Below are 25,010 nucleotides of genomic sequence, written 5' to 3'. Positions count from 1 at the left end.
GGGTGTACCGCGCCTGTCTTGACCTCAACTACTCGAACCGCCCGGTGCGGACCCGCATGCCGGGTGGTGTGGCAGGGGAGCGGCCTTCACGGCTGCCCCCTATGCCGATTCTGGACGATGGCGTTGACCACTTCGGCGTGTACTTCAGGGTGAACTGCACATTGCGCGGGTCGCCAAAATAATTATTGCCGCCCGTATCGTTATAGGCGGGAATCACATAATGTTTGTCGAACACATTGTTGAGGTTGACCGACAGCGCCACTTGCGGCGTGGCTTGCCAGGCCAGCCGCGCATTCCAGATCGCAAAGCCGGCCACGTTGAAGCTGCGCGTGTAATCGACCGTGTGGCTTTGCAGGTTCACGCCGCCGCCCAGGCTGAACTTGTCCCAATCGCCGGGCAGGGTGTAGCCGGCCCGCCACATTACGGTTGGTTTGCGGCGTGAAGATGTCGGCGTAGTTGGCGTAGGCCGACCATTGCGGATCGAGCGCGTAGATCAGGGCCGCCGATGGCGTGAACTTGGCCGTGGCGCTGGTCTGGTCGCGGTAGCCGTCTGGCTGGGCGCAGACGAAGTCGTACCAGCTGAAGCGCCCGCCAGATAGCTGCGCGCCAGCACTTGCCGGCGCGCCCGGTCCAGCCGCCGCCTGGCCGTCGTGCTCAGATTAAGCGCCGATGCCGTTTTGCCACAATCATAAAATCAGGGTCGGCTACCGGATGTTGCGTGCCTGGTCTCTTATTTATCGCATATGACTATCCGATAATAGTCCTTATCGCGCAGGGCAGGCCGCTCGTACAATTTCCCGTGTCACCATACCGGAAGGGATTGAATGTGAGTACGTCAGCGGCAGCGCCGCAAGTTAATTTGCTGGTTCATCAAGTGTCCCGTCCGCGTGGCCAGCCTTTGCCGGAGCATTTCCACTTTGTGCAGGAAGTACTGCCGTCGCTGGCCGAAGGACAGGCGCTGGTGGAAAACGTGCATTTTTCTGTCGATCCCTATATGCGCGAATGCATGGATGGCGACTGGGATCTGCATGCGCCACTGGAAGGGCGCACCATAGGCCGTGTGCTGCAGTCCAGCAGTGATGCCTTGCGGCCTGGCGACTGGGTGTTTCATCGCCAGGGCTGGCGCACGCATGCGCAACTGAAGCCCGATGAGGTCAGGGTGCTAACGCCGGCGCCGGGCGTGCCGCTGACTGCCTGGCTCAGTATTTTGGGCGGCACCGGCCTGACGGCATGGGTGGCTTTGACCAGGATCGCCAAATTGCAGGCCGGTGAATCGCTGTATATCTCGGCCGCCGCTGGCGGCGTCGGCTCGGCGGCCGCGCAGCTGGCGGCCTTGCTGGGCGCCAAACGCATCGTCGGCAGCACCAGCAATGCGCAAAAGGCAGAGGTCCTCACGCAGCGCCTGGGATATACGGACGCTTTTGTGTATCAGCCCGGCCAGGTGAGCGCGCAATTACGGGCCATCATCCCGCAAGGCATCGATGTTTTTCTCGATAATGTGGGTGGCGAGCAGCTGGAGGCGGCTATTGCTTCCTTGAAAGATTACGGACGCGCCGCACTGATCGGGGCGGTGGCGCAATACAGCGCGCTGCAGCCACCGGCGGCGCCTTACAACCTGTTCGATGTGGTTGGCAAAAGCCTGGTGCTGCAAGGTTTCCTGGTGCGCGACTACCGGCATGTGCAGCAGGAGCTGGAAGCCTTTCTGATTCCGCATATCCAGGCCGGGAAAGTGCGCGCGGAAGAAACCATCACCCATGGCTTTGACCAGATCGTGACGGCTTTTCTTTCCATGCTCAAGGGTGGCAATACGGGCAAGGCGATCGTCAGCGTGGCGTAGTTGCTACACATGGCTTGCGGGCAGGCGAAAAAAATGGCCAGTTCCGAAGTTCGGGACTGGCCATTTTTTCTGAATCTTGGTGGTGATAGGTGGACTTGAACCACCGACCCCAGCATTATGAATGCTGTGCTCTAACCAACTGAGCTATATCACCAAACAGACCGCTGTCAGCGGATGCTGGTTAAACAGCAATGGCCCAGTTTAACTGCCGCTGGGCCATTGCTGATTGTTCTTTGGTGGTGATAGGTGGACTTGAACCACCGACCCCAGCATTATGAATGCTGTGCTCTAACCAACTGAGCTATATCACCCGACAGGCGAGCATTATCCAGTCTTCCGTTTTTCTTGTCAATGCTGGTGCAAAATAATTTATGCTTTTTTTGTGGCTAGTGTTGCAGCGCCTGCTCAATTTGCGCCAGCATCGCGCTCGCCGGGTCCGGGCCGAGGCAGTCGATGACGATGCGCTCCGGCATGGAGCGCAGCCACGTCAGTTGACGCTTCGCCAACTGGCGCGTGGCGATGATGCCTGTTTCGCGCAGGGTGGCGCGGTCGATGCGGCCATCGAGATAATCCCAGGCCTGGCGGTAGCCCACGCAGCGCATCGAGGGCAAGCCCGGATGCAAATCGCCGCGGCGGCGCAATTGTTCCACTTCATCGAGCAGGGCGTCGTCTTTCAGCATGAGGTCGAAACGCGTGGCGATGCGCGCATGCAGTACGGCGCGGTCCGACGGCTCCAGCGCGAACGACAGCAATTGAAACGGCAGCTCGGTTTTTTCGCGCAGGGCCAGCAGGGCCGACATGGGCTGGCCGGACAGGGCGATGATTTCCAGCGCGCGCTGGATGCGCTGCGCATCGTTGGGTGCCAGGCGGGCCGCCGTCACCGGATCTTGTTCGGCGAGCCGCGCATGCATGGCGGGCCAGCCGATGGCGGCCGCGTCTTCTTCCAGCCGGGCGCGCAGTGCAGGATCGGCGCCCGGCAGGTCGTCGAGGCCATCGGCCAGGCCCTTGAAGTACAGCATGGTGCCGCCTACCAGCAGCGGCAACTTGCCGCGTGCCGTGATCTCGGCCACCAGGCGCAAGGTATCGTTGCGGAACTGCGCCACCGAATAGGCATCGAGCGGATCGATGATATCGATCAGATGATGGGGCACCTGGGCCAGTTCTTGTTTCGACGGCTTGGCCGTGCCGATATCCATGCCCCGGTAAACCAGGGCCGAATCGACGGAAATGATCTCGGACGGTATCTGCTGCGCAATCGCCAGCGCACTGGCTGTCTTGCCGCTGGCCGTGGGACCCATGATGGCGACGGCCAGGGGGAGGTTTTGAGTGTTTTGCATATTGATTTTTTATGATGTGGTGCAAAAAGAGCCTGATAAAACGTTCAGGGCAAGGCGCATTGCCGAAGGCAGTACGATGAGTACGGCGAGGCAGTGCAACGCCGCCATGGACGTTTTTCAGGTTCTTTTATTGCCCGCGTAAGAATAATTTATCTAGCGCGTTGATTTCAACCTGCACCCAGGTCGGTCGGCCATGGTTGCACTGGTCGGCGCGTTCCGTGCTTTCCATCTGGCGCAGCAGGGCGTTCATTTCCTGCACCGACAGGATGCGGTTGGCGCGCACGGCCGTGTGGCAGGCGAGGGTGCCCAGCAATTCGTTCTGGCGCTCGATCAGCACGCGCGAGCCGCCGTATTCGCGCACGTCGCGCAGCACGTCGCGCGCCAGGGTTTGCGCATCGGCGTTTTTCAGCAGGGTCGGCACGGAGCGCACGGCCAGGGTGGTAGGCGACAGGGCGGCGATATCGAAGCCCAGCGCTGTCAATGTGTCCTGGTTTTCATTGGCGGTCGACACTTCGATGGCGTCCGCGTAAAACGTGACGGGGATCAGCAGCGACTGCACTTGCATGTCCTGCCCCGACACCTGCGCCTGCAGCGCGTTTTTCAGCTGTTCATACAAGATGCGCTCGTGCGCCGCGTGCATGTCGACCAGCACCAGGCCTTTGGTGTTTTGCGCCAGGATATAAATACCGTGCAGCTGGGCCAGGGCAAAGCCCAGCGGATATTCTTCGCGCGCCATTGCTTCAGGCGTGGCGATATACGGTTCGACCTGCGTGATGGGCGAGTTGGCGATGCTGCCGCTGCCGCCAAACAGCGCGCCATACGCGGCCGTGTCTTGCGCCACTCCTGGCAGTTCGCCAAAGAAGGACTGTGCACCGCCGCCAGCCGCTGCAGGCGCATAGGTATTCGTAAATTGCGCACCGAACGAGGTCTGCGTCTGTTCGCGGCGCCAGATGCCGGGGCCACCGGCGCTATCGCCGCCCAGGCTGGCTGCGGCCGGCAAGGGCGCAGGCACGCTGCCGAAGGCGGTGGCCGAGGTTTGCGCCAGCGCGCGCTGCACCGCGTGGAACACGAACTGGTGCACCGAGCGGCTGTCGCGGAAGCGCACTTCGATCTTCGATGGGTGGACGTTGACGTCCACCAGCGCCGGGTCGAGGTCGAGCGCCAGCACATACGATGGGAAGCGGTCGCCATGCAGCACGTCTTGATACGCCATGCGCACGGCATGCACCAGCAGCTTGTCACGCACGAAGCGGCCATTGACATAAAAGAACTGGCCATCGGCACGCGCCTTGGAGGCGGTCGGCAAGCCGGCAAAGCCATGCAGGCGCAAGGTGCCGGCCGATTCATCCAGCGCCAGGCGCGCTTCGGCGAATTCATTGCCCAGGATATGGGCGCTGCGCTTGGCCAGTTCGCTGATATTCCACTGGTCGATGGTGCGGCCATTGTGCGACAGCGAGAATGATACGTCGGGCCGCGCCAGCGCAATGCGGCGCACCACTTCGGCGCAATGGCCGTATTCGGTCTGTTCGGACTTGAGGAATTTGCGCCGCGCGGGCGTGTTGAAATACAGGTCTTGCACATCGACCGTGGTGCCTGGCGCGCCAGATGAAGGCGCCACGTTGCCAAGGTGGGAGCCGACGATTTCCCAGGCGTGCGCGGCGTCCGCCGTGCGTGACGTCAAGGTGACGGCGGCTACCGAGGCGATCGAGGCCAGCGCTTCGCCGCGAAAGCCCAGCGTGCCCACGTTTTCCAGGTCGTTCAGGGAAGCGATCTTCGACGTGGCGTGGCGCGCCAGGGCCAGCGGCAGCTGATCCTGGGCGATGCCGCGCCCGTTGTCGGTAATCGCGATGCGCTTGACGCCCCCTTCTTCCAGCCGCACCGTGATCTGCGTGGCGCCCGAGTCGAGCGCGTTTTCCAGCAATTCCTTGACCACGGCAGACGGCCGCTCCACCACCTCGCCGGCGGCGATTTGCGAAATCAGCTGGTCAGGCAGGGCCTGGATCGGACGGTGGGGGGTAATGGGCGCGTTCATGCGGTGATTATAACCGGGGTCGCAGGCGAGAGAGTGACTACGAAACCCAGCGAAAGGCTGGGGTCGTACCCTGAGGGTACGACCCCGGAATCTGCTTTGCGGGTTTGTTGTAGTCTGTCTTATTGCTTGATTTCCCGCACCGGTATCGGTGCATTGCACACATCGACATGGCCGGCCTTGACCTTGCTCCACGGGCCGCCCCGGTTGCGCTGGGCTTCCAGCACGGCCTGGTAGGCGGCGCTGTCGGTGCGCATCACTTCCAGATTGCTGCGCTGCTCGGGCGGCACGTCGGCGGCCAGGCGTATCGATTTGATCGGCACGTTTTTTTCAAGGCTGTCGTAAAAGCCCATCGCCGCCGTGCCGCGCGGCAGGGTTGACAGCAAAGGCATGCCGGAGACGACCCGGCCGACCACGGTGATGTCGCGGTCCAGGTGGCGCGGCGACTGGCCGATGACGGCGTACAGTTCGGTGCCGCCGCCGCTATCGCTGCCATTGTCACGGCCCACTCCCACGGTGCCATAACAGTGCGTCAGCCAGGCCGTGCCGCTTTGCGGGTCGCGCGCGGAAGGAAAACCGTTCGAGTAGCCCACTTGCGGCGCATAGCCATCCGCGTCGGGCAGGCGCGTGAAGCTTTTCACGTTTTTGATGGGCACGGTGAATTCGCCGGGCAGGGTGCGCTGCGCATGCAGGATGGCTTTCGGCTTCTTTTCATCGGGGTCGCCCCATTGCACCACCCAGTTGTCTTGCGCGCGCGTGATGGCCAGGCCGTCGTAATAGTGTTCGGCGACCAGCGCCTTGATATTGGCCACGTGTCTGGGCGCGAAGTCGGGCGCCAGTTCCAGCACTACCCGGCCAGAAGGAATATCCAGGTACAGGGTGTTGTTCGGGTCCAGTGGACGCCAGTCCGATGGTGTCGAAGCCTTGATCACGTCGCCCACGGTGGTGACTGCTGCCAATTCTGCCGGTGCGGCGATGCGTGGCTTTGGCGCGGGGCCAGCCTGGACTGCGATGGAAGGCAAGGCCAGTGCGAGCGCCAGCGGCAAACTATTCAGTGTATGCCGGTACATGCTTGATGCCATAGAGGGTCTCCAATGGGCGCCGTTTGCGCCAGATGGAAAGTGTATACCGGAATGACAATGTTTCGGAGGAAATGCTCCGCAGCATGCGGATGCTGGTCTTTCCTTAACCTTTACTTAAAATGGCAAGGCAAATAACAGATGCTCAGGGGCGCTGCAAAATTAATCACAAAATATCAGCCCCCAGACTGCCGTCGCGTGTGTCCGGTGGTGTATGATTCCGCCGCTACCTTTAGGGAAAAAACAAATGGATTTAGTGCAATTTCTTGACATGATCGTCCATGTCGACAAGACGCTGGGCATCTTGATTGAACAGTATGGCACCTTGGTATATGCCGTGCTTTTTGCCATTATTTTTTGCGAAACAGGCCTGGTGGTGCTGTTTTTCTTTCCTGGGGACACTTTATTATTTATCGCCGGCGCCTTTTGCGCGACCGGACAGATGCACCTGGGCTTGCTGATCGCGCTGCTGGTCACCGCCGCCATCACCGGCAATACGCTGAATTACTGGATAGGCGAGGCCATCGGACATCGGGTCTTCACCCACGATTACCGCTGGATCAACAAGGACGCCATGCGCCGCACGCATGACTTCTTTGAAAAGCATGGCGGCAAGACGATTATCCTGGCCCGTTTCGTGCCGGTGGTGCGTACTTTTGCCCCCTTCGTGGCCGGTATTTCCGACATGACCCATGCGCGCTTCCAGATGTATAACATCACGGGCGCCCTGCTGTGGGTGGTGGGCCTGGTGACGGCTGGCTACTTCTTCGGCAATATCCCGTGGATACGCGACCACCTGACCATCATTGTGCTGATCGGTGTTGGCGCCGCCGTGGTGCCTGTGGCGCTGGGCGCCATCTGGAAACTCTACAAGAAAATGACGGACCGCGCGGCGTAATTCTGCTTCAGCCATCCAGGGCCATGCGCCGCAGCGCCGCCTGCAGCCTGCCCTGGATGGGTTTCCCCTTCCGCTGATCCCGCCTTGCTACACCGCTGATTCAAGTTTTGTTGCTTTCCAGCCGTAAACCAGAGGGTATTCTTACTTTCTGGATTTCCATGCGACACTTGAGCGCCCTGTTAGCTTGCAGCCTCGCCGCCATGGCGGCCATGGCAAGCGCCAAAGATGCCCCCGCGTCCGACTCGTCTGCCGCATCGACACCGGCCAGCGTGCCCGTGTCGGCGTCCGCCCGTGCCGCTGCCGTGAAAACCCTGACCGAATCGGTGAAAGGCAAGCCGCCCGTGACTGTGGCGGCCACTTCGCGCGACAAGGAAGAAGCGTCCGAAGTCGATCTGTCCGAACGCATCGCGGCGCGCCTGGCAGAAATGCGCGCCACCCAGGCCGCGCGCGCAGCAGCCCGGGCCAGGCGGGCCGCCGTGGTGAAAGCAGCGCCGCCACCGCCGCCGCCAGTGGCGCGTGGCACCCATTGGTCGTACGAAGGCGATAGCGGCCCGGCCAACTGGAGCAAGATCAATGTGGACTGGAACAAGTGCAGCACCGGTAATCGCCAGTCGCCTATCGATATCCGCGATGGCATGAAGGTGGATCTGGAACGTATCAGCTTTGACTACCATCCCTCATCGTTCAACGTGGTCGACAATGGCCATACGGTGCAGGTGAGCGTCGGCAGCGGCAATTACATCACGGTGCAGAACCGCATGTACGAGCTGCAGCAATTCCACTTCCACCGTCCGTCGGAAGAGCGCATCAATGGCAAGGGTTTTGAAATGGTGGTGCACCTGGTGCACCGCGATGCGGAAGGCCGGCTGGCCATCCTGGCCCTGCTGCTGGAACGTGGCGAGCCGCAGCCGACCATCCAGACCGTGTGGAATAACCTGCCGCTGGAAAAATTCGATACGGTGAGCCCGTCGATTCTGCTCGACCCGGCCAACCTGCTGCCCGAGCGGCGCGACTACTACACCTTCATGGGATCGATGACCGAGCCGCCCTGCAGCGAAAACGTGCTGTGGCTGGTGATGAAGCAGCCGGTGCAGGCATCGGCGGCGCAGATGGCGCTGTTCAGCCGCCTGTATCCGCTGAACGCGCGGCCGATTCAACCGTCCAATGGCCGGATTATCAAAGAGTCGAATTAGATAAATTCAAGCTGCTGGCGCCCGTTCCACTGTGCGCCAGCGGCCAGCAAATCCGGCTGTATCAGCGCTGGCTCGATGCAGATGAAGTGCGGGTATTCGTCGTCGGCCAGGTCGGGCAGGGCAGCCGTGTCTTGCGCACCGGGGTTCCACACGACGGCGTCCGTAAAGCCCTGCTGCGTCATCTGCAAGGTCGAAGCGCCTGCATGCAGGGTCAAGGGACCGGGCAGCTGGTAATAGATACGGTCCAGTTTATCTGCGAACTGCAGGCTGTCTTCAGCTTGCAGGGCGTCTTGCGGCGTGTCGTCGGAATAACGCACATGCTGCAAGCCCTCGATGCGCGCTGCGCTCAATTGATCGATTTTGTAATAGCTGTGCAGGGCGGCCGAAAACGGGAAGGCCTGTTCGCCCGTGTTGTGCACGGTTAAACTCAGTTCCAGCTTTTGTGCGTGCACTGCTACGCGCAGGCGCAGCGTGAAGGAGTAGGGCCAGGCGGTGGCGATGGCTTCGGGCAGGTCGGTATGGTGCAGGATGAATTCGGCAAACGCAGCGCCATCGTGCACGCCATCGTCCACGCCGTGCTCACCCGCCTGCCAGGTCGACACGCGCGCAAAGCCGTGGCGCATGCCATTGCCGCGCGCGCCAAACTGGGGAAAGATCACGGGCACGCCGCCACGGATGGCGCGGCTGCCATCGAGGGCGGAATCGCGGCTGCAAAACAGACGCTCTTGGCCATCGGCCGTGCGCCACGACACCAGGTGGCCGCCGTACAGGGTCACGGTCGCCTCGGCGCCATCGCCGGCGCGGATGGTCACGGCCGGCAATTGGCCGAAGATAGTCGTGTTACTCATGCTGGGCTTTCGTATCAGGTCGAGCGGCTCTTCGCCAGCGGCGGATTCTTGGCAAAATAATTCTTGATGCCGGTGACGATGGCGTCGGCCAGCTGGTCCTGGTAGGCATTGTCGGTCAGCTTGGCTTCTTCTTCCGGGTTGGAGATGAAGGCTGTCTCGATCAGGATGGACGGGATATCCGGCGCTTTGAGCACGGCGAAGCCGGCCTGTTCGACGGAACCCTTGTGCAGGCGGTTGATGCCGCCGATTTCACGCAGCACGGCAGAACCGAGCTTCATGCTGTCGTTGATTTGTGCCGTCGTCGACAGGTCCAGCAGCACGCTGGCCAGTTGCTGGTCGTGGTTCTTGACGTTGACGCCGCCAATCAGGTCGGCCTGGTTTTCCTTGTTGGCCATCCAGCGCGCCGCCGACGAGGTGGCGCCTTTTTCGGACAGCACGAAAACGGACGAGCCGCGTGCGCTCGGCTGGATGAAGGCGTCGGCGTGGATGGAGACGAACAGGTCGGCCTGCACCTTGCGTGCCTTTTCCACCCGCATGCCCAGCGGCACGAAGAAGTCGGCGTCGCGCGTGAGCATGACGCGCATGTTCGGCTGCATTTCCAGCTTGGACTTGAGGCGCTTGGCAATCGACAGCACGATGTCTTTTTCGCGGCTGCCACGGCTGCCGGTAGCGCCCGGATCTTCGCCACCGTGACCAGGGTCGAGCGCGATGGTAATCAGGCGCACCACTTTCTGGCCTGGCAGTGGGCGTGCTTCGGGGCGCTGTTCCGGGCGCAGGTCGGGCCGCACGTCCGGACGGATTTCTGGTGGCGGCGCCACGGCCACGGGCGGCTTGCCGCTCTCGGGCAGAGGCAGCGCAGGCGGCGGCGTACGCGTGTCAGCCATGGGTGGCTTGGCCGGATCGCTGGACCAGTCGCCCTTTTCGATCATTTGCGCGATCAGGTCCGGCTCCTGCACCGGATACAGGTCGAAGATCAGACGATGGTTGTAGGAGCCGGCCGGCGGCAGCGTAAACAGCTGTGGCCGGACTTCTTCTTTCAGGTCGAATACCAGGCGCACCACATTGGGCCGGTTCTGGCCCACGCGCACCTGCTTGATGTACGGGTCGTTCGACTGGATCTTCGCCACCAGGCCTTTCAGCGTGGGATTGAGTTCCAGGCCCTCGATGTCGATGACGAGGCGCTCCGGATCTTTCACGATGAAGTGGGTAGCCTTCAGGATGCTGTCGTTTTCCAGCGTGACGCGGGTATAGTCGGCCGCCGGCCAGACGCGCACGGCGAGGATCTGTGCCGCCATCGCTGGCAGCGGCGTGAAGACGGACAACAGCAGGGTGCCGCCAGCCTTGAGTACCGTGCGCCGCGTGATCGGCGAGGTAATCAAAGGTTCGGGGCGAATTTGAGACGGTGGAGGCATGACAGACCCAATTCAGAAGACGCCTGCAATTCTACATCACGTCCCGTCCCGGCAACGCTCAAATATATATTCAAATCGGCAGGCGGCAAGATAGGTTCGGCTTTCTCCGGCCATTCGACGATACAGATATTGTGGCCATTGAAGTCTTCGCGGAAGCCCGCGTCGAGAAATTCCTCGGCACTGCCCATGCGGTACAGGTCGAAATGGATCACTTGCACGGTTTGCCCGTCGAGCTGCACCGAGTAGGGTTCTGACAAGGTATAGGTGGGGCTTTTTACGTGGCCCGTGTGGCCGGCCGCATGCAGCAGGGCGCGCGTGAGGGCCGTCTTGCCGGCGCCCAGGTCGCCGTGCAGATAGATCGCCAGGCCAGGCGACAATGCGCGCGCCAGTGCTGCTCCCAGCGCGGCCGTGCCGGCTTCGTCATGGAGATGTGCTTTGAAGTGTTCGGTCATGGTCTTCGGTATCGCATAAAATAGAGGCTCGTGTCATTGTAACCGCCTGCGTCCCTGCCGTTTCGCTTAACTTCCTATCTGCTCCTTCGATAATTCCCATGCCTGCCACCGTCACCGATCTCGATACCCTGGCGCGCTCCATCAAGTTATGGGGGCGTGAGCTGGGGTTTGCCGAGGTGCGCATCGCCGATGTGGACCTGGCCCACATGGAAGCGCCGCTGCAGGCTTGGCTCGATGCAGGGTATCACGGTGAGATGGATTACATGGCCAGCCATGGCATGAAGCGTGCGCGCCCGGCCGAACTGGTGCCGGGCACGGTGCGCGCCATCAGCGCCCGCATGAATTATCTGCCATCGGCGATGGGGGACGACTGGCGCGCGCGTGAAAAAGCGCGTGATGAGGATCCGTCGGCGGCCGTGATTTCCGTGTATGCGCGTGGCCGCGACTATCACAAGGTGATGCGCTCGCGCCTGCAGCAGCTGGCCGAACGCATCAAGGGCGAGATCGGCGACTTCGGCTACCGCGTGTTCAGCGATTCGGCGCCCGTGATGGAAGTGGAACTGGCGCAAAAGGCGGGCCTGGGCTGGCGCGGCAAGCATACCTTGCTGATCAACCGCCAGGGCGGCTCCTTCTTTTTCCTCGGCGAGATCCTGATCGACGTGCCGCTGCCGGTGGACCCGCCGGAAACGCCGCACTGCGGCCAGTGCTCGGCCTGCATCCAGGTCTGCCCCACGCAGGCGATCCTGGCGCCGCACAAGCTCGATGCGCGCCGCTGTATTTCCTATCTGACCATCGAATTGAAGGGCGCCATACCCGTCGAGATGCGCCCGCTGATCGGCAACAAGGTGTATGGCTGCGACGATTGCCAGACCATCTGCCCGTGGAACAAGTTTGCCCAGCGCGCGGTGGTGCCTGACTTCGACGAGCGCCACAGCCTGGGCAGCGCCGGCATGGTGGAGCTGTTCGCCTGGACGGAAGAAGAGTTCAACCGCCGCATGGAAGGCAGCGCCATCCGCCGCATCGGCCACGAACGCTGGCTGCGCAACCTGGCCGTCGGCATGGGCAATGCGGCGGTCAAGGCCCGTGGACAATCGGACATCGTCGCCGCGCTGCTATCGCGCCGTGAGCATCCGTCGGCCATGGTGCGCGAACATATCGAGTGGGCGCTGGCGCTGCACGGCGCCGTCTGATTTTTATACCTGCTTCAAGCGCAGCGCCGACCATTCCAGGTCAATGGCGATCATCGCCACGCTATCCAAACCCAGGCTTTGCGCATACTCGCCGATAGCGTCGCGATGGATATCGCTGCCCGCCTTGAGGCCTCCCTTGCGGTAGGCCACCCAGATGGCGCCGCCCGGCGCCAGGCGTGCTTGCGCCTGCGGCAGATAACGTTCCAGCTCAAGGCGGTTGCGGGCAAACAGCAGCAGCCAGTCCGCGTTGCTCCCTTCATCGACACGCCTTTCCGGCGGCAGCTGCGCCAGCAGGGACGCATGGTCGCCAGCGTCATTGAGCACGGCCAGCGCCGTGGCATTTTTTACATACATTTTTTCAAGGACGGTTTTTTCCGGCATGGCTGCGTGTCGTGGAGGGTGAAAAGCCCAGCATAGCAAAGGCCATGTACGCCTGCCACAAAAATCCGCTTGACTTATCGATATATCGATATAGTATACAGACACCTACTAACGATATATCTTTAAAGAGCAAACATGAGAAACTCACGCCACACAGAATACGGCCATTGCGGCCATGAGCATCATCATCCCCACCACCATCGCGGCGAACATGAGCACGAAAGTGGGCATTACTACAGCATGCACGGCCGCGGTCCGCGCGGTGTCGACGAGCGCGACGGCATGGGCTACGGCGGTCCCGGCGGCCCAGGTGGACGAGGGCGCGGCGAACGGCCCGAACGCGTCTTCGGCCGTGGCGACCTGCCCTTGATCGTGCTGGCGCTGATTGAACTGAGCCCGCGCCACGGTTATGAAATCATCAAGGCCATCGAAGAGCGTTGCGGCGGCGCCTATGCTCCCAGCCCTGGCGCAGTCTATCCGACCTTGACCTTGCTGGAAGAGCAGGACTACGTGACGGCGGCCGAAAGCGCCAGCGGCAAGAAGCTCTACACGATCACCGAGCTGGGACGCACCTACATCGCGGAAAACCGCGTGCAGATCGATGGCATCCTGGCCCGCCTCGACATGTTTGCCCGCATCCAGGCGAAACAGTCAGCGCCCGAACGCGTGCGCGAAGCCATGCATACCTTGAAACACGCGCTGATGCTGAACAAGGCCAATTGGACCGTAGCGGAAGCCGAACGGGTGGCGGCCGTGCTGGAGCAAGCTGCCAATCAGATCATCGACGGGCACTGAATTCATTCTGATAAAAGGATCATCCAAGATGAGTAATGCCACTACCCCATCGCACCCGCACGCCATCGAACGCGTGCGGCATGACTTGAAACTGCGCGTGCTGACTGTCGTGCGCACCGAACATCTGACGGCCCATATGCGCCGCATCACCCTGGCGGGCGACGACCTGGAAGGCTTTGTCTCGCCCGCGCACGACGACCACGTCAAACTGTTTTTCCCTGCGCCGGGCCAGGAAACGCCGGTATTCCCGATGCTGGGCAATGGCGCCAATGCTATCGAGTATCCGGAAGGGGCGCGCCCGATTGCACGCAACTACACGCCGCGCCGCTATGACGCCGAACGGCGCGAGCTGGAAATCGACTTCGTGCTGCATGGCGACGGGCCCGCATCGACCTGGGCGGAACAGGCCAGGCCGGGCCAGACGCTGGGCGTGGGCGGTCCGCGCGGCTCGCTGCTGGTGCCGCTCGATTTTGACTGGTATGTATTGGTGGGCGACCAGACGGCCTTGCCGGCGATTGCCCGCCGCCTGGAGCAGTTACCGGCCGGCGCGTGCGCCATCGCGGTCATCGAGATTGCCGAAGATGGCGAACAGATCACGCTCGACAGCGAGGCGCAGTGCGAAGTGCGCTGGGTGCCGCGCAACGGCCGCAGCGGTCCCTTGCTGCTCGACGCCCTGCGCCAGGTAGCCTTGCCGAACGATGGCGATGGTTACGCCTGGGTGGCGACAGAACTGGGCCAGGTGCAGGACTTGCGCCGTTATCTGCTGGCGGCGGGACTGCCGAAGCAGCATATGCATGTGGCCAGTTATTGGAAGCATGGTTCAGCCGAACACCATCAAAATCACGATGATTGAGAAAACGTCCATGGCGGCGTTGCGCGTCCTTGCCGTACTAGCGTACTGTCTGCGGACGCGCGCCTTGCCCTGAACGTTTTCTAGCCGCGGACTAATCTTGGTTTCACTACTTCAATAACCCCGCCAGCTCCACCGCCGTCTTGACCTGCATCTTGTCAAAGATATGCGCGCGGTGGACTTCCACGGTGCGCATGCTGATGCCCAGTTTGTCGGCCACCACCTTGTTCATCTTGCCCGCCAAAATCAGGTCCAGCACTTCGCGTTCGCGCGTGGACAGGGTGGCCAGGCGCGCGTGCACGGCGGCCAGTTCGCCGGCCTGGCGCGAGTTGGCCAGGCCTTGCTGCACGCGGTCCATCAGGTCGTTGTCGTTGAACGGCTTTTCAAAAAAATCGAAGGCGCCGCGTTTCAGGCTGTCGACAGCCATTGGCACGTCGCCGTGGCCGGTGAGGAAAATCACGGGCAGGCGCGCCGTCAGGTCCCGTTTGACCAGCTGGTCGAACAGGGCGATGCCGTTCATCTCGGGCATGCGCACGTCGAGCAGCACGCAGTCGCCTGCTTCGTCGAAGCTGCCGTCGAGGCTATCGAGAAATTGCTGCGCGCTGGCGTAGCTGTGGGCCTCGATGCTGCGCGAGGCGGCCAGCCAGGACAGGGAATCGCGCACTACTTCTTCGTCGTCGATGATATGCAGCATGGGCTCTCCGGTTACTGTCTTGATATTGTTGCGGTTGTTGATTGCGGCGCGCGCGGCACGGCCGGCACGCTGAAGGTAAAGATGGTGCCGCCGGCCGGGTTGGCGCTGAAGGTCAGCGCGCCGCCGTGAAACTCGATGGCGGTGCGGCAGATATTCAATCCCATGCCCATGCCTTCGGCTTTGGTCGAGAAAAACGGCGAAAACAGCCGCTCCGCCACTGCAGGTTCGATGCCGTGGCCCATGTCGATCACGTCCACCGTCACCATTTCCTGCTGTGCGTCATAGCTGGCCCGCAGGCGCATGATACGCCGTCCGGGCGCCGCGTCCTGCATTGCCTCGATGGCGTTGCGCGTCAGGTTCAGCAGCACCTGCTCGATCATCACCGGATCGGCCCACAGCAGTGGCAGGTCGCGGGGAATCTCTTCCTGGATGGTCACATAGTATTTGCGCGCCTGCAGGTCGATCAGCACGCGGATGCCGTCGAGCAGCTTGCGGATGGCCACGTCCTGGCGCTGCGGCTCGCTCTTGCGCACGAAATCGTGCACGCTGCGGATGATCTGGCCGGCCCGCTGCGCCTGCGCGCTGGCCTGTTCCAGTGCCGGGCGCAAGGTCACGGGATCGACCGGTTTGCCGCCATCGATGGCGCGGCGTATCAGGTTCAGCGCCCCGGTCGTATAGCTGGAAATGGCCGCCAGCGGCTGGTTCAGTTCATGCGCCAGCATCGAGGCCAGTTCGCCCATGGTGGCCAGGCGCGAACTGGTTTGTAGCTTTTCCTGCTGCTGGCGGTTCAATTCCTCGACCTGCTTGCGGTCCGAGATATCGAGCACGGAACCCATCCAGCCGGTCTGCTTGCCATTTTTATCGACCAGCGGCGCTTCGAAGATCAGCACCGGCAGGCGGGCGCCGTCGGCGCGCAGAAAATAGGTTTCCGATTGCGGGGTGGTGTTGTCGGCCAGCGCCTTGACGAAGCGCTGCTGGTATTCTTCCATCGCTTCTTGCGGCCAGTAGGGCATGGGCGGCAAATGACCGAGCACTTCCTCGGGCGGATACCCGACCATCTGGCAAAAGGCCGGGTTGACATAGGTGACGCGGCCTTCCAGGTCGCGCGCGCGCATGCCCGTCACCAGCGAATTTTCCATCGCCGTGCGGAACAGCATCTGCTGGCGCAGCGCGCCTTCGGCCGTCAGGCGGCGCGAGATATGGCGCCACAGGGCCAGCAAGCTCCATAACAGGCCCAGCGACAGGGCGATGACGGAGCCGACCAGCAGGTTGGGTAGCAGCTTGGGCTGGCTTTTTACGCTGTCGGTAAACAAGATCAGGGTAGCGCCGGGCACGTCGAGCGCGCGCTTGTGCGTGTACACGCCGTGGCCGGGACCTGCCGCCGCGCGCCGCGCCAGTACCTTGTCATCGCGGTCGATCAGCGAAATCTGGTTGTCCTGGGCGAACCACCATGGCACCATTTCGTCGAGCAGGCTGCTGATCTGGTAGGTGGCCACCAGGCTGCCCACATAGTGCTGGCCATGGAACAGGGGCTGGTGGTAATCCATCAGCATGGCGCCGGGCGGCGCGTCGGGAAAGCCGCTTTGCTGGGATGGCTGCGCATACTGGCCCCGGTGCAGGCGGCGCGCATTGTCGCCGGCCGTCAGCGACAGGGCGGAAAAATGCGTTTCCTGCGAAATCGTATTGTCGCTCGACGCCTGCACCGTGCCATGCGTGTCGATCCAGATCACGCGCTGCAGTTCGCGCCCGTTGCGCAGCATTTGCTGCAGCCGTTCATGCACGCGCGCTTCCGGCAGGGTGCCGGTGGCGATATCGCCGCCCAGGTTGTAGAGGCTTTCCTCGTTGCGCGCCAGCTGGAAGCGGATGGTCTGCTCCACCCACAGGGTATCGGCGATCAGCTGTTCCTGGCGCTCATTGCTTTCCATCTGGCGCGCCTGCCAGGGCAGCCAGAAGAGAACAGCAAGGAACAGCAGCAGCAGGATCACCGGCACCAGCCAGCGCATGGGGCTGGATAATTGCAGGCGGCGCGCTAAGGTGGGCGGGGTCGTCATGGCGGGCAGGGTAGCGCTTTCTCGGGTCGCAGCTATTGTGGTTAACCACAATAGCTTGTGCAGTTTCTTTAGAACACTATCGGTGTAGACAAATAATAAAGTATTTCATAACCATAAAACCATCAGGAGACAGTAATGAAAATGAAAACCATGCTCGTCGCGCTGTGCGCGGCCATCGGCGTTACCGCCGGCGCATACGCCCAGGCTCAGGCACAAGCCCCTATCGTCATCAAGTTCAGCCATGTCGTGGCGACGGACACGCCGAAAGGCCAGGCCGCCGAGCGCTTCAAGATGCTGGCCGAGAAAGCCACGAATGGCAAGGTCAAGATCGAAGTGTATCCGAACAGCCAGTTGTACAAGGACAAGGAAGAACTGGAAGCCTTGCAACTGGGTGCCGTGCAAATGCTGGCGCCCTCGCTGGCCAAGTTCGGTCCGCTGGGCGTGAAAGAATTCGAAGCATTCGATCTGCCTTATATTTTCCCGACCAAGACGGCGCTGTACAACGTCACCGAAGGCGAAATCGGCAAGGGCTTGCTGAAAAAGCTGGAGCCCAAAGGCATCACCGGCCTGGCTTACTGGGATAACGGTTTCAAGGTGATGTCGGCCAACAAGCCGCTGCATCATCCAGCCGACTTCAAGGGCTTGAAAATGCGCATCCAGTCGTCCAAGGTACTGGACGCGCAAATGCGCGCGCTGGGCGCCAATCCGCAAGTACTGGCGTTTTCGGAAGTGTATCAGGCCCTGCAAACGGGCGTGGTCGATGGCACGGAAAATCCGCCATCGAATATGTACACGCAGAAGATGAACGAAGTGCAAAAGCACGTGACCGTCTCCAACCACGGTTACCTGGGCTACGCCGTGATCGTCAACAAGAAGTTCTGGGATGGCTTGCCCGCCGATATCCGTGGCCAGCTGGAACAAGCCATGCGCGACGCCACCACGTTTGAAAAAGCCATCGCCCAGCGCGATAACGACCAGGCGCTCGAGGCCATCAAGAAAACCGGCAAGACCCAGGTTTATACCCTGACCGTGCAAGAGCAGGCCGAATGGCGCAAAGCCATGGCGCCTGTGCAAAAAACCATGGAAAGCCGTATCGGCAAAGAGCTGATTTCGGCGATCAACAAGGAAAGCGCGAAGTAATAGGCACTGTGTGCTAGCGGACTGCACCTGCCCTGGCGGCAGGCAGTCCGGCTTTGCCGTGCGCGTCTGCTTTTGTCGCGGTCGCGCTGATCTCCCTTTTTCGAAAGCATTTCACCATGAAATTCCTTGATCATCTCGAGGAGTGGCTGATTGCGTCCCTGATGGGCGCAGCCACTTTCATCATTTTCCTGGCGGTCGTGCACCGCTACCTGGCGGGCTTGCCGATACCGGGTCTGCAAGACTACCTGATCCAGATCAACACCAGCTGGGCACAGGAATTGTGCATCTATATGTTCGTCTGGATGGCCAAGTTCGGCGCCGCCTATGGCGTGCGCACCGGCATCCACGTGGGCGTCGACGTATTGATCAACCGCATGAATCCGCGCTGGCGCCACCGTTTCGTGATCCTGGGACTGGGCGCAGGCGCCTTGTTTACGGGCATCGTGGGCACCCTGGGCGCCAGCTTTGTCTGGTCCATCGGCCACACCGACCAGACCTCGGCCGACATGGAAATTCCCATGTGGCTGGTCTACCTGGCCGTGCCGCTGGGTTCCTACCTGATGTGCTTCCGCTTCATGCAAGTGATGGTGCACTTCATCAAGACCGGCGATTTGCCGAAACATGACCATTCGCACGTCGAAGGACTGGACGAAGAATTGACGGCGGAAGAAAAAGGAGCCAAGCCATGAACGCGCTGATTATTTTTGTCCTGCTGCTGGCGCTGATGCTGACCGGCATGCCGATTTCGATTTCACTGGGTCTGACGGTACTGACCTTTTTGTTCACCATGACCAATGTGCCCATCGAATCGGTGGCCCTGAAGATTTTCACGGGCATCGAAAAATTCGAGATCATGGCGATTCCCTTCTTTATTTTGGCCGGTAACTTCCTCACGCATGGCGGGGTGGCCAGGCGCATGATCAATTTCGCCAGCTCGATGGTCGGCCACTGGCATGGCGGCCTGGCGCTGGCCGGCGTGATGGCGTGCGCCCTGTTTGCTGCCGTGTCCGGCTCCAGCCCTGCCACCGTGGTGGCGATCGGTTCCATCATTCTGCCGGCGATGGTCAAGCAAGGTTATCCGCGCGCTTTCGGCGCCGGCGTGATCACCACCTCGGGTGCACTGGGCATCTTGATACCGCCATCGATCGTGATGGTGATGTATTCGGTCTCGACCAATACCTCGGTGGGCAAGCTGTTCATGGCAGGCGTGATTCCCGGACTGATGCTGGCCATCCTGCTGGGCCTGACCACCTGGTTCCTGGCGCGCAAGCACAATTATCCACGCATGAAAAAAGCCAGCTGGAGCGAGCGTTTCGTGACCTTCAAGAAGAGCGTCTGGGGCCTGTTGCTGATCGTCATCGTCATGGGCGGCATCTATTCGGGCGTCTTCACGCCGACCGAAGCGGCTGCCATGGCTGCGGTGTACGCCTTCTTCATCGCCGTGTTTGTGTATAAAGACTTGAAGATCAAGCAAGTGGGCAAGGTGCTGCTCGATTCCGCCTCGATGTCGGCCATGTTGTTGTACATCATCACCAACGCCGTGCTGTTCTCTTTCCTGATGACCAGTGAAAACATCCCGCAAGCGATGGCGGAATGGATCACGGGCAAGGGCCTGGGCGTGATCAGCTTCCTGCTGGTGGTGAACGTCTTGCTGCTATTGGCCGGTAACATCATGGAACCGTCGTCTATCGTACTGATCATGGCGCCGATTTTGTTCCCTGTGGCCATGAAGCTGGGCATCGATCCCGTGCACTTCGGCATCCTGATCGTGGTCAACATGGAAGTGGGCATGTGCCATCCGCCGGTGGGCTTGAACCTGTATGTGGCCTCGGGCATCACCAAGATGGGTATTTCCGAGCTGACCGTGGCTGTCATGCCATGGCTGCTGACGATGCTCGCCTTCCTGGGACTTGTGACTTACGTGCCACAAATCTCGCTCTGGTTGCCTAACTTGATCTATGGCTAAAACGCTACGCCCCATCATGGCGCAAAAAAAATCGATCCCGTCGGTTAAATACGTTATGATGGGCAGCCTTGTCGGGGTGCCTGCATATCGATATGCGTACTGGTAGCAAGGTGGTCTTACAGAATTAGTGGCAGAGTTGGTGGGGGAGTGGTCTATAACAACGGTATTGATACCGGGGATATATTGAGGAGACACACGTTTCACAGAAGTTGTTGAGTCATAGCTGTCTGCGGCCACGAGCTGACACCGGCGGACCCAAACGACCGGGAACGTGAAGCATTACTTGAAGCGCACCGTCTGGTGCGCTTTTTTTTCGCCTGTGCAACTGCTCGCCCGCACCCGCAACTAGCGTGCATAATTGTGTTGACGCACATTTTTGATGCTTAAGTTGCTTATTTACCACACACTTTGCCATACTAAAAAGTTCATGAAAAAACAACAGGGTAGCGAACTGTTCAGCGCGATTGTCGCCGCGCCTTTCGGCGCCGTGGGCGTGCGCACCGAGGCGGGCTTGCTGCGCGAACTGGTTTACCTGCCGCCCCACTTCCACGAAAAAGAGGCGCAGGACGCCGTCGCAGAGCGCGCCGCTGAACAACTGAGCCGCTATTTTGCCGATCCTGCCTATCGTTTCGACTTGGCGCTGGCGCCGGTGGGCAGCGCTTATCAGCAGCGCGTGTGGGCAGCGATTGCGTCGATTCCACGCGGCCAGGTGCGCACCTATGGCGACGTGGCCCGTTTGATCGGCTCGGCGCCGCGCGCCGTGGGCCAGGCATGCGGCGCCAACTGGTTTCCGCTGGTAATCCCTTGCCACCGGGTCACGGCGGCTGGCGGCCTGGGCGGTTTTGCCAACCACGACGATGGCAATGGATTTCATTTGGGCGTGAAGCGCTGGCTACTGGCCCATGAGGGCGTGGAGGCTTATTCATGATGAATGCCCTGCTGGCGCCCGACAATGTGACACTGATCGATGAATTCTGTGACAGCCTGTGGCTGGAAGACGGCTTGTCGAAAAACTCGCTCGATGCTTACCGGCGCGACATGCGCTTGTTTGCGCGCTGGCTGGAAGTGGCGCGGCCCGGGCGCGACAGCCTCTACGAAGTGTCCACCAGCGACATCGAAGCCTATTTCGCTGCCCGCCACGAAGAAAGCAAGGCGACTTCGTCGAACCGGCGTTTGTCCGTGCTCAAGCGTTTTTACCAGCTGGCCCTGCGGCAAAAGCACATCGCTGCCGATCCTTGTCTGAAAATGGTATCAGCCAAGCAAGCACCCCGTTTCGTCCATACCCTGAGCGAGGCGCAGGTCGAAGCGCTGCTGGCCGCGCCCGACGTGAGCACGCCGCTGGGACTGCGCGAGCGCACCATGCTCGAACTGATGTATGCGAGCGGTTTGCGCGTGTCGGAACTGGTCGACTTGAAATCGGTTGAGCTGAGCCTGAACGATGGCGTGCTGCGCATCACGGGCAAGGGCAGCAAGACGCGGCTGGTGCCGTTTGGCGAGCAGGCGCGGCTGTGGATAGAGCGTTACCTGAAGGAAGCACGTGGCGTGATACTCGACGGGCAGATGGATGACGCCCTGTTCGTGACGCGGCGCGGCGGTGCGATGACGCGGCAAATGTTCTGGGTTGTTATCAAGAAACATGCGCTGCAGGCGGGGATTACGGCGCCCCTGTCGCCGCATACCTTGCGCCACGCGTTTGCCACGCATCTGCTGAACCATGGCGCGGACTTGCGTGTCGTACAACTATTGCTCGGGCATTCAGATATTTCCACCACGCAAATTTATACCCATGTGGCGCGCGAACGCTTGAAACTTTTGCATGCGCAACATCATCCCCGTGGCTGAAAATGGAGTGTTTGCTGCAGTTGCGTCATAAGTTGCGTCATAATGTGCTTATGCGTTCATCTGTTACATTTAAAAACTAAAGAGGTAGTTCATGGCCAAGACCAATTTCCAATACGAAAAACGACAAAAAGAGCTGGAAAAGAAGAAGAAGGCCGAAGAAAAAGCCCGACGCAAGCTGGAAGCAAAAAACAATCCCAAGCCGGCTGATGGCGAGGGCGATGCTGAAGATGATGCCGAGTCCGAGTCAGAGGCAGACTCTGCCGACGCCGCTGCAGCGCCGGCACAGCCTGACTAAGCATGTGGCTTGACCATCTGCCGCTTCAGCGCCAGCCGTAGCGGCGGATATACCAGCGTTTCAAGGCTGTCACCAGCACCACGTAGCACAGCAGTATTCCCAGCAGCCACGGGAAGTAGGCCAGCGGCAGCGCGACCAGCTGGAAGTAGCCCGCCAAGGGGCCCATCGGTAAATAGATACCGATGCCCATGATCAGCACCGTCATGGCCAGCACCGGCCAGGAAGCCACGCTGTCAAAGAAAGACAGTTTTGGCGTACGGATCAGGTGCACCACCAGCACTTGCGTCAGCAGCCCGACCACGAACCAGCCCGACTGGAACAAGCCCTGGCTGGCCGGCGTGTTGGCGTGAAACACCCACCACATCAGCGCAAACGTCAGCAAGTCAAAGATCGAGCTCAAAGGACCGAAGTAGAGCATGAAGCGGCCTATGCCTGTTGGATTCCACTGCAGCGGCTTGGTCAGCAATTCTTCATCGACATGGTCGAACGGAATCGCCACCTGCGACACGTCGTACAGCAGGTTTTGCACCAGCAGATGCAGCGGCAGCATCGGCAGGAATGGTAGAAAGGCGCTGGCCACCAGCACCGAAAACACATTGCCGAAGTTGGAGCTGGCCGACATGCGTATGTATTTCAGCATATTGCTGAAGGTCTTGCGGCCTTCGCGCACGCCGGCCGCCAGCACCGTCAAGTCCTTGTCGAGCAGGATGATGTCGGCCGCGTCGCGCGCCACATCGACGGCCGTATCGACCGAGATGCCGATATCGGCCGTGCGCAGGGCCGCCGCGTCATTGATGCCGTCACCGATGAAGCCGACGATATGGCCATCGCCGCGCAGGGCGCGCACCAGGCGTTCCTTGTGCAGCGGCGTGAGGCGGGCAAAGACGGTGTTGCGGGCGGCGACTGCCGCCAGCTGCACATCGTCCAGCCGTTCGATCTGCGGCCCCAGCACCATGCCGCACATGGCCAGGCCCAGTTCCTGGCACACTTTTCCTGTGACCAGTTCATTGTCGCCCGTGAGGATTTTCAGGGACACGCCCTGCGCCGTCAACGCCGCCAGCGCCTGCGCCGCGCTGGTCTTGACGGGGTCGAGGAAGGCCAGATAACCGACCAGTGTCAGCTGCTCTTCATCGTCCCTTGAAAACGCAGTTTGCGTGCGCGGCACGGCCCGTTCAGCCACCGCCACCACGCGCAAGCCTTGCTCGCCCAGGGTGCGCGTGACGCGCAGCAAACGCTCGAGCACGGCCTTGTCCAGCGACAGCGTGTCGCTACCCTGGCGCACGGCGGTGCAAGCGGACAGCACGTCTTCCAGCGCGCCCTTGCAAATCAAACGATGCGCTTCTTCATCGTCGCTGTCTGCTGCGCCGACGATGACCGACATGCGGCGGCGCTGGAAATCAAAGGGAATCTCGTCGATCTTGAGGTAGCGCTGCGCCAGTTCCTGCGCCACTTCGGGCGGCATATGCGCCAGCAGCGCCGTATCGAGCAGGTTTTTCAGGCCGGTCTGGAAATGGCTGTTCAAAAAGGCCAGCCGCAGCACGGTGCCGCTGTCGGCGCCGAAAGCATCCGTGTGCTGCGCCACCACCAGCGCATCCTGGGTCAGGGTGCCGGTTTTATCCAGGCACAGCACGTCCATGGCGCCCATGTTCTGGATCGCGTCCAGGCGCTTGACGATGACCTTGTGGCGCGCCAGCATGGCCGCGCCACGGGCCAGTGCCGCCGTGACGATCACGGGCAGCATTTCCGGCGTCAGGCCGACCGCCACCGACAGGGCGAACAGGCACGCTTCGCTCCAGTCGCCACGGGCGGCGCCATTGATCAGCAAAACGAAGGGCGCCAGCACCAGCGCAAAGCGTATCAGCAGCCAGCTGACGCTGTTGACGCCCGCCTGGAAGGCCGTCGGCTCGCGTCCCCGCTCGCTCAGCTGCGCGGCGACGGCGCCGAAATAACTGCGGCTGCCCGTCGTCAGCACCACCGCCCTGGCCGTGCCCGAGACCACGGTGGTGCCCATGAACAGCAGATTGTCCAGTTCCAGCGGATTGTCACCTGCAAAGCGCTGGCGGTCGACGAATTTCTCGACCGGGAAAAACTCGCCCGTCAGCGCCGCCTGGCTGACAAACAAGTCCTTGGCCGCCAGCACGCGGCAGTCGGCCGGTATCATGTCGCCGGCCGACAGCAGCACGATTTCACCGGGCACCAGCGCAATGAAGGGTACTTCCAGCGCGCTGGAATCGCGGCCGTGCAACTGCACCTCGAAATAGCGGCGCGCATCGTCGGCTGCCTCATGCGACAGGTCGCGCCGCAGCACGGTAGCCGTGTTGCCCACCATGGCTTGCAGGCGCAGGGCCGCGCCATGCGAGCGGCGCTCGACGCCAAAGCGCAGCAAGGTCGACAGCACCACCATGGTGCCGATCACGACGGCGGCCCGCACGTCGCTGGTCAGCAGCGAGACGGCCGCCAGCACCGACAGCAGCAGGTTGAAGGGATTGCGGTAGCTTTGCCACAGCTGGCGCCACCAGGGCAGCGGCCGTTCATGCGCCACCTGGTTGCTGCCGTGGCGGGCCTGCAGCGCCGCCACTTCGCTGGAACTGAGGCCTTCTTCGCGGCTGCGCAAGCTCACCATCACGGCGGGCACGTCGGCCCGCGACGCGCGCAGCAAATCGTTGGCCAGCAAGCGCGAAACGGTACGGGGAAAGGCGCGGTGGCCCGGTTTGATCATGG

23 protein-coding genes, 2 tRNA genes and 1 pseudogene are annotated in these 25,010 nt (G+C 61.4%); 12 read left to right on the top strand and 14 right to left on the bottom strand.

Features of this window, described 5'->3' with window-relative positions:
* Positions 1-28: 28 nt before the first annotated feature.
* Together HDE72_RS27900 and HDE72_RS28115 are read right to left on the bottom strand one after the other, a co-directional pair.
* Entirely contained in the window at positions 29-421 is a 393-nt protein-coding gene (locus HDE72_RS27900; RefSeq protein WP_183747639.1) for a TonB-dependent receptor, read from the bottom strand.
* A gap of 46 nt (positions 422-467) precedes the next feature.
* Positions 468-533: pseudogene (locus HDE72_RS28115) on the bottom strand (hypothetical protein); the annotation flags it as partial.
* Positions 534-826: 293 nt separating this feature from the next.
* Between HDE72_RS28115 and HDE72_RS25110 the strand changes: the two are divergent.
* On the top strand, positions 827-1,837 hold the full coding sequence (locus HDE72_RS25110; protein WP_183747636.1) for an MDR family NADP-dependent oxidoreductase: 1,011 nt from the start codon (positions 827-829) through the stop codon (positions 1,835-1,837).
* A gap of 77 nt (positions 1,838-1,914) precedes the next feature.
* Here the strand turns inward: HDE72_RS25110 and HDE72_RS25105 are convergent.
* The 5 genes from HDE72_RS25105 to HDE72_RS25085 all read right to left on the bottom strand — a co-directional run bounded on the left by HDE72_RS25105 (position 1,915) and on the right by HDE72_RS25085 (position 6,285).
* Positions 1,915-1,991 (bottom strand) — tRNA-Met (locus HDE72_RS25105).
* Between the two features lie 80 nt (positions 1,992-2,071).
* Positions 2,072-2,148: transfer RNA gene (locus tag HDE72_RS25100), tRNA-Met, on the bottom strand.
* 75 nt (positions 2,149-2,223) lie between these two features.
* Positions 2,224-3,174: a tRNA (adenosine(37)-N6)-dimethylallyltransferase MiaA gene (gene miaA, locus HDE72_RS25095; protein ID WP_183747633.1), complete on the bottom strand. Its 951-nt coding sequence runs from the start codon at positions 3,172-3,174 to the stop codon at positions 2,224-2,226.
* Positions 3,175-3,301: 127 nt separating this feature from the next.
* Positions 3,302-5,206: a DNA mismatch repair endonuclease MutL gene (mutL, locus tag HDE72_RS25090; protein WP_183747630.1), complete on the bottom strand. Its 1,905-nt coding sequence runs from the start codon at positions 5,204-5,206 to the stop codon at positions 3,302-3,304.
* A 119-nt stretch (positions 5,207-5,325) separates the two neighbouring features.
* Positions 5,326-6,285, bottom strand: a complete 960-nt coding sequence (locus tag HDE72_RS25085) for a peptidylprolyl isomerase (RefSeq protein ID WP_260176910.1) — start codon at positions 6,283-6,285, stop codon at positions 5,326-5,328.
* Between the two features lie 244 nt (positions 6,286-6,529).
* Between HDE72_RS25085 and HDE72_RS25080 the strand changes: the two genes are divergently transcribed.
* Together HDE72_RS25080 and HDE72_RS25075 are read left to right on the top strand one after the other, a co-directional pair.
* On the top strand, positions 6,530-7,180 hold the full coding sequence (locus HDE72_RS25080; RefSeq protein WP_183747623.1) for a VTT domain-containing protein: 651 nt from the start codon (positions 6,530-6,532) through the stop codon (positions 7,178-7,180).
* Positions 7,181-7,338: 158 nt separating this feature from the next.
* Complete coding sequence (locus tag HDE72_RS25075; RefSeq protein ID WP_183747621.1) at positions 7,339-8,373, top strand: carbonic anhydrase; 1,035 nt, start codon at positions 7,339-7,341, stop codon at positions 8,371-8,373.
* Here the strand turns inward: HDE72_RS25075 and HDE72_RS25070 are convergent.
* The 3 genes from HDE72_RS25070 to tsaE are packed head-to-tail and all read right to left on the bottom strand — an operon-like array spanning position 8,370 to position 11,085.
* Positions 8,370-9,221 carry a D-hexose-6-phosphate mutarotase gene (locus tag HDE72_RS25070; RefSeq protein ID WP_183747618.1) on the bottom strand — a complete coding sequence of 284 codons (852 nt, stop codon included), beginning with the start codon at positions 9,219-9,221 and terminating at the stop codon, positions 8,370-8,372. The two genes, HDE72_RS25075 and HDE72_RS25070, sit on opposite strands and share 4 nt — an antisense overlap.
* A 14-nt stretch (positions 9,222-9,235) precedes the next feature.
* Positions 9,236-10,633 (bottom strand): N-acetylmuramoyl-L-alanine amidase, encoded by a 1,398-nt coding sequence (locus HDE72_RS25065; RefSeq protein WP_183747615.1) that lies wholly within the window; start codon positions 10,631-10,633, stop codon positions 9,236-9,238.
* Positions 10,597-11,085, bottom strand: a complete 489-nt coding sequence (gene tsaE, locus HDE72_RS25060; RefSeq protein WP_183747612.1) for a tRNA (adenosine(37)-N6)-threonylcarbamoyltransferase complex ATPase subunit type 1 TsaE — start codon at positions 11,083-11,085, stop codon at positions 10,597-10,599. Before tsaE ends, HDE72_RS25065 begins: the two co-directional genes overlap by 37 nt.
* Before the next feature lie 98 nt (positions 11,086-11,183).
* On the opposite strand from tsaE, the gene queG reads away from it, so the two are divergent.
* On the top strand, positions 11,184-12,275 hold the full coding sequence (gene queG, locus HDE72_RS25055; protein ID WP_183747598.1) for a tRNA epoxyqueuosine(34) reductase QueG: 1,092 nt from the start codon (positions 11,184-11,186) through the stop codon (positions 12,273-12,275).
* Positions 12,276-12,278: 3 nt separating this feature from the next.
* On the opposite strand, the gene HDE72_RS25050 is transcribed toward queG, so the two are convergent.
* Positions 12,279-12,656, bottom strand: a complete 378-nt coding sequence (locus HDE72_RS25050) for a DUF3052 family protein (RefSeq protein ID WP_183747595.1) — start codon at positions 12,654-12,656, stop codon at positions 12,279-12,281.
* A 135-nt stretch (positions 12,657-12,791) separates the two neighbouring features.
* Between HDE72_RS25050 and HDE72_RS25045 the strand changes: the two genes are divergently transcribed.
* Both HDE72_RS25045 and HDE72_RS25040 read left to right on the top strand, forming a co-directional pair.
* Positions 12,792-13,451 carry a PadR family transcriptional regulator gene (locus HDE72_RS25045; RefSeq protein ID WP_183747592.1) on the top strand — a complete coding sequence of 220 codons (660 nt, stop codon included), beginning with the start codon at positions 12,792-12,794 and terminating at the stop codon, positions 13,449-13,451.
* 28 nt (positions 13,452-13,479) lie between these two features.
* A complete protein-coding gene (locus HDE72_RS25040) occupies positions 13,480-14,304 on the top strand; it encodes a siderophore-interacting protein (protein WP_183747588.1) in 825 nt (274 codons plus the stop codon).
* Positions 14,305-14,410: 106 nt separating this feature from the next.
* On the opposite strand, the gene HDE72_RS25035 is transcribed toward HDE72_RS25040, so the two are convergent.
* The gene (locus tag HDE72_RS25035; protein ID WP_183747585.1) at positions 14,411-14,995 is read right to left on the bottom strand and encodes a response regulator transcription factor; all 585 of its coding nucleotides are present in this window, start codon (positions 14,993-14,995) and stop codon (positions 14,411-14,413) included.
* An 11-nt stretch (positions 14,996-15,006) separates the two neighbouring features.
* Complete coding sequence (locus HDE72_RS25030) at positions 15,007-17,046, bottom strand: PAS domain S-box protein (protein WP_260176909.1); 2,040 nt, start codon at positions 17,044-17,046, stop codon at positions 15,007-15,009.
* A 135-nt stretch (positions 17,047-17,181) separates the two neighbouring features.
* Between HDE72_RS25030 and HDE72_RS25025 the strand changes: the two genes are divergently transcribed.
* The 6 genes from HDE72_RS25025 (at position 17,182) to HDE72_RS25000 (ending at position 22,289) form a co-directional block, all read left to right on the top strand.
* Positions 17,182-18,186 (top strand): TRAP transporter substrate-binding protein, encoded by a 1,005-nt coding sequence (locus HDE72_RS25025; RefSeq protein WP_183747582.1) that lies wholly within the window; start codon positions 17,182-17,184, stop codon positions 18,184-18,186.
* 116 nt (positions 18,187-18,302) lie between these two features.
* Positions 18,303-18,875 (top strand): TRAP transporter small permease, encoded by a 573-nt coding sequence (locus tag HDE72_RS25020; protein WP_183675223.1) that lies wholly within the window; start codon positions 18,303-18,305, stop codon positions 18,873-18,875.
* Positions 18,872-20,152, top strand: coding sequence for a TRAP transporter large permease (locus tag HDE72_RS25015; protein WP_183747579.1), 1,281 nt, complete (start codon positions 18,872-18,874; stop codon positions 20,150-20,152). The genes HDE72_RS25020 and HDE72_RS25015 overlap by 4 nt, the downstream gene beginning before the upstream one ends.
* A gap of 427 nt (positions 20,153-20,579) precedes the next feature.
* The gene (locus HDE72_RS25010; RefSeq protein ID WP_183747576.1) at positions 20,580-21,080 is read left to right on the top strand and encodes a methylated-DNA--[protein]-cysteine S-methyltransferase; all 501 of its coding nucleotides are present in this window, start codon (positions 20,580-20,582) and stop codon (positions 21,078-21,080) included.
* Positions 21,077-21,994 carry a site-specific tyrosine recombinase XerD gene (gene xerD, locus HDE72_RS25005; protein ID WP_183747574.1) on the top strand — a complete coding sequence of 306 codons (918 nt, stop codon included), beginning with the start codon at positions 21,077-21,079 and terminating at the stop codon, positions 21,992-21,994. The genes HDE72_RS25010 and xerD overlap by 4 nt, the downstream gene beginning before the upstream one ends.
* Positions 21,995-22,085: 91 nt before the next feature.
* Positions 22,086-22,289: a hypothetical protein gene (locus HDE72_RS25000; protein WP_183747571.1), complete on the top strand. Its 204-nt coding sequence runs from the start codon at positions 22,086-22,088 to the stop codon at positions 22,287-22,289.
* A 25-nt stretch (positions 22,290-22,314) separates the two neighbouring features.
* On the opposite strand, the gene mgtA is transcribed toward HDE72_RS25000, so the two are convergent.
* Positions 22,315-25,008, bottom strand: coding sequence for a magnesium-translocating P-type ATPase (gene mgtA, locus HDE72_RS24995; protein ID WP_183747568.1), 2,694 nt, complete (start codon positions 25,006-25,008; stop codon positions 22,315-22,317).
* Positions 25,009-25,010 lie beyond the last annotated feature (2 nt).

The sequence above is a fragment of the Janthinobacterium saanense genome, from assembly GCF_014200675.1.
Classification (GTDB): Bacteria; Pseudomonadota; Gammaproteobacteria; order Burkholderiales; family Burkholderiaceae_D; genus Janthinobacterium.
Note: the sequence above shows the minus strand (reverse complement) of the source record. Positions and strands in the feature narration are given on the sequence as shown.

Excerpts from the sequence above, each read along its gene's own strand:
- HDE72_RS27900 (WP_183747639.1), bottom strand. The coding sequence starts at position 421 with ATGTGGCGGGCCGGCTACACCCTGCCCGGCGATTGGGACAAGTTCAGC.
- miaA (WP_183747633.1), bottom strand. The coding sequence starts at position 3,174 with ATGCAAAACACTCAAAACCTCCCCCTGGCCGTCGCCATCATGGGTCCC.
- mutL (WP_183747630.1), bottom strand. The coding sequence starts at position 5,206 with ATGAACGCGCCCATTACCCCCCACCGTCCGATCCAGGCCCTGCCTGAC.
- HDE72_RS25085 (WP_260176910.1), bottom strand. The coding sequence starts at position 6,285 with ATGGCATCAAGCATGTACCGGCATACACTGAATAGTTTGCCGCTGGCG.
- HDE72_RS25080 (WP_183747623.1), top strand. The coding sequence starts at position 6,530 with ATGGATTTAGTGCAATTTCTTGACATGATCGTCCATGTCGACAAGACG.
- HDE72_RS25075 (WP_183747621.1), top strand. The coding sequence starts at position 7,339 with ATGCGACACTTGAGCGCCCTGTTAGCTTGCAGCCTCGCCGCCATGGCG.
- HDE72_RS25070 (WP_183747618.1), bottom strand. The coding sequence starts at position 9,221 with ATGAGTAACACGACTATCTTCGGCCAATTGCCGGCCGTGACCATCCGC.
- HDE72_RS25065 (WP_183747615.1), bottom strand. The coding sequence starts at position 10,633 with ATGCCTCCACCGTCTCAAATTCGCCCCGAACCTTTGATTACCTCGCCG.
- tsaE (WP_183747612.1), bottom strand. The coding sequence starts at position 11,085 with ATGACCGAACACTTCAAAGCACATCTCCATGACGAAGCCGGCACGGCC.
- queG (WP_183747598.1), top strand. The coding sequence starts at position 11,184 with ATGCCTGCCACCGTCACCGATCTCGATACCCTGGCGCGCTCCATCAAG.
- HDE72_RS25050 (WP_183747595.1), bottom strand. The coding sequence starts at position 12,656 with ATGCCGGAAAAAACCGTCCTTGAAAAAATGTATGTAAAAAATGCCACG.
- HDE72_RS25045 (WP_183747592.1), top strand. The coding sequence starts at position 12,792 with ATGAGAAACTCACGCCACACAGAATACGGCCATTGCGGCCATGAGCAT.
- HDE72_RS25040 (WP_183747588.1), top strand. The coding sequence starts at position 13,480 with ATGAGTAATGCCACTACCCCATCGCACCCGCACGCCATCGAACGCGTG.
- HDE72_RS25035 (WP_183747585.1), bottom strand. The coding sequence starts at position 14,995 with ATGCTGCATATCATCGACGACGAAGAAGTAGTGCGCGATTCCCTGTCC.
- HDE72_RS25030 (WP_260176909.1), bottom strand. The coding sequence starts at position 17,046 with ATGACGACCCCGCCCACCTTAGCGCGCCGCCTGCAATTATCCAGCCCC.
- HDE72_RS25025 (WP_183747582.1), top strand. The coding sequence starts at position 17,182 with ATGAAAATGAAAACCATGCTCGTCGCGCTGTGCGCGGCCATCGGCGTT.
- HDE72_RS25020 (WP_183675223.1), top strand. The coding sequence starts at position 18,303 with ATGAAATTCCTTGATCATCTCGAGGAGTGGCTGATTGCGTCCCTGATG.
- HDE72_RS25015 (WP_183747579.1), top strand. The coding sequence starts at position 18,872 with ATGAACGCGCTGATTATTTTTGTCCTGCTGCTGGCGCTGATGCTGACC.
- HDE72_RS25010 (WP_183747576.1), top strand. The coding sequence starts at position 20,580 with ATGAAAAAACAACAGGGTAGCGAACTGTTCAGCGCGATTGTCGCCGCG.
- xerD (WP_183747574.1), top strand. The coding sequence starts at position 21,077 with ATGATGAATGCCCTGCTGGCGCCCGACAATGTGACACTGATCGATGAA.
- HDE72_RS25000 (WP_183747571.1), top strand. The coding sequence starts at position 22,086 with ATGGCCAAGACCAATTTCCAATACGAAAAACGACAAAAAGAGCTGGAA.
- mgtA (WP_183747568.1), bottom strand. The coding sequence starts at position 25,008 with ATGATCAAACCGGGCCACCGCGCCTTTCCCCGTACCGTTTCGCGCTTG.